Source organism: Mycobacteriales bacterium, from assembly GCA_035690485.1.
Lineage (GTDB): Bacteria > Actinomycetota > Actinomycetes > JAFAQI01 > DASSKL01 > DASSKL01.
Genome location: DASSKL010000075.1, coordinates 1 through 3,001 on the forward strand (window position 1 = coordinate 1; position 3,001 = coordinate 3,001).

The following is a 3,001-nucleotide window of genomic DNA, read 5'->3' on the forward strand; positions in this document are numbered from 1 at the left end:
GCGCACGGCATACCGGACAGACTGAGCCACCGTGCAAGGTGTGCTGACCGGCTTCTGGGTGATCATCGCCGTGATCGCCGTGGGGTTCGGGCTGGCGCACCTCGGGGTGCTGCGCGAGGAGGCGCAGCACATGCTCGCGCGGCTGACGTTCTTCGTCGGGACGCCGGCGCTGCTGTTCCGGCTGCTCGCCCGCAGCGACGTGCACGAGGTGCTCTCGGCGCCGCTGGCCGTCGCCGCGATCAGCATCACGGTCAGCGCCGGGCTGCAGGTGGTGCTGTCCCGGCGCCGGGGGCTGGCGACCGACGACACGGTGATCAGCACGCTCGCGAGCTGCTACGTCAACGCCGGCAACCTCGGCCTGCCGATCGCGATCTACGCCCTCGGCAACGGCGCTGCCGTGGTGCCGGTCATGCTGCTGCAGCTGGTCGTCCTGGCGCCGGCGGCGTTCGCGATCCTCGACTCGGTCACCACGGGCCGGCGCACCTCGCTGGGCACGGTGCTGACCATGCCGGTGCGCAACCCGATCACCGTCGGGACCCTGCTCGGGCTGGTCTGGTCGATCACCGGTTGGAGCCTCCCCCCGCTCATCGACGCGCCGGTCGAGCTCGTCGGTAACCTCGCCGTGCCGGCCGCCCTGCTCGCGTACGGCATCTCGTTGCGCCTCGGCCCCCGACCGCTCGGCGGCGTCGAGCGCGGGCAGGTCGCCGGGGTGGCCGTCCTCAAGCTGCTCGCCCAGCCGCTCGCCGCCTATGCCGCCGGCCGGTGGATCTTCGGCCTGTCCCCGCACGGCCTGCTCACCGTGACGGTGATGGCCGCCCTGCCGACGGCGCAGAACATCTTCATCTACGCCAGCCGCTACCAGCGCTCGATCGTGCTGGCCCGGGACGCGATCTTCGTGACGACCGTGCTGTCGGTGCCGACGATCCTGGTGATCACGGCGCTCCTGGCCTGACGGACCACGCCGTGTGCGGCGGGTCGGCGCACCGGCCTGCCGAGCGGATGCGGCACGATATGGGCCGTGCCCGTCGCGTCCCTCCTCACCCGGCTCGAACGCCGGGTCTTCCGGGGCGCCATGCGGGTCCGTCGCCCGGACGCGACCGTCGTCCCGGCCCTGTGCGCGGGCGTCGGCATGGGAGCGCCCCTGCTCGCCCTCTACGCCGTCGGCCGGATCGACCTGCTCGTCTTCGCCGCCTTCGGCGGGTTCACCTCCCTCTACGGCCGCAACGAGCCGTATGCCGTGCGCGCACCGATGCTCGCCGCCGTCGGGTTGTTCCTCACCAGCGCCGTCGTCGCGGGCACGGCCGTCGCCGCCCTGTCGAGCAGCACGCTGCTCGCGATCGTCGTCGTCGCCGCGTTCGCCGGGCTCGCGAAGCTCCTCGCGGACGCCGGCCGGGTCGGGCCGCCGGCCGGCCTCATGCCGGTGTTCGCGATCGCGGTCTGCGCCGAGCTGCCGGTCGAGGCGTCCGCGATCCCGGTGGCGGCACTGACCGCCGCCGCTGCAGCCGGGTGGTGCTGGCTGGTCTGCATGTCCGGCTACCTGGTCCGGCACCACGGCCCCGAACGCGTTGCGGTGGCACGGGCCCTCGAAGCCGTGGCCGACCGGGTCACCGCGGTCGGCACCGAGCTCGAACCGACTGCGCGCCACCGGGCCGGCGTCGCGCTGCAACGGGCGTGGCAGGTCCTCGGGTCGGCCCGGCCCACCGTGGTGACGGGACGACTCGAGGCGCTGTGTGCCGTGGGCGAGTCCGTCATGGAGCGGGCCCGGCAGGCGCACGAACGCGCGGTGGGTGCTCGTCGTGCGGGCGGCGAGGCCGATCCTGCCGGCGACGGTGGTGCGGGCGGCGAGGTGGTCGACACGGCGACGCTCCTGCGGCTGGCGTCGCGGCTGCGCCGGTTCGGTCGCACGCCCGACGTGCCGAGCAGCGGCGCCGCCGAAGCGGGTCTGGCCGAGCGCCAGCACGCCTCGGCCGTGCTCGACCGGCCGGCCGCGCTGCTGACCCACCCCTCGGCGACCCGGCACATGTCCCGCCCACCCAGCTCCGGGCGGTGGGGCTCCTCCGTGCGCGAGCTGCGACCGTCCTCGCCCTACGTCCCGCTGGCGCTGCGGGTCTTCGTCGCGGCCCTGGTGGCCAGCGTCGTGGCGCACGCCGCCGGGCTCGGGCACACGTCGTGGGCGGCGGTGTCCGCGGCCGCGGTGCTGCAGTCGGTCAACACCGTCTCGACCCTGCACCGGGGCATCCAGCGTGCCGTCGGCACCGGGATCGGGTTGCTGATCGGGGTGGCGCTGCTGTGGATCGCCCCGGAGGCGCGCTCGGCGATCGTGCTGGTGATCGTCTTCCAGGTGCTGGCCGAGCTGACGGTGATGGTCAACTACGCCTTCGCCCTCGTCTTCGCGACGCCGGTCGCGCTGCTGCTGGCCCACGTCGGGCACGACATCTCCACGACGAGCCTGGTGACGGACCGGCTGCTCGACACCCTGATCGGCGCGGTGATCGGCGTCATGTGCGCCGTCGCGATCCCGAACCACCGGCTCGCCGACACGCTGCGCGGGTCCATGCACGACGCCGAGGAGGCGCTGCGGCGGGGGCGAGCGGCCCTCGGTGCAGGTGACGCCGACCAGCCGGGGCCGGCAGCCGACGATGCGGCCGGATCGCAGGCCGGCTCGGCGGCACGACTGGAGGCAGGGCGCGCCCTGGCGCTCGCCCTGCAGCGGATGCGCAGCGCCTACGACGCCGCCTCCGGCGAGCCGACACCGGAGGACCTGCCCGCGGAGAGCTTCCTGCGCCTCGAGAGCGAGGGGTTCACCGTGCTGGCGCGGCTGACGTCCTGACGCGGCTGACGTCCTGACCGGCCCGACACCACACGCACAAGGCCGGACCGCAGGAGGGGATCGCGGTCCGGCCTTGCCGTCTCGTCGTCGTGGAAGGTGGCAGAACCCGGCGACGAGCGGAGCCCAGGTCGAGGGGCTCCCGTCTTCGTCTCGCTCAGGGCATCGCGGGGA

Annotated in this window: 2 protein-coding genes; both read left to right on the forward strand. The window is 74.2% G+C overall.

Translation table 11 applies throughout. The features are described 5' to 3' along the window. The first annotated feature begins 31 nt into the window (after positions 1 to 31). Positions 32 to 952: an AEC family transporter gene (locus VFJ21_10685; protein HET7407586.1), complete on the forward strand. Its 921-nt coding sequence runs from the start codon at positions 32 to 34 to the stop codon at positions 950 to 952. Between the two features lie 66 nt (positions 953 to 1,018). Further along, a complete protein-coding gene (locus VFJ21_10690; GenBank protein HET7407587.1) occupies positions 1,019 to 2,830 on the forward strand; it encodes an FUSC family protein in 1,812 nt (603 codons plus the stop codon). Positions 2,831 to 3,001 lie beyond the last annotated feature (171 nt).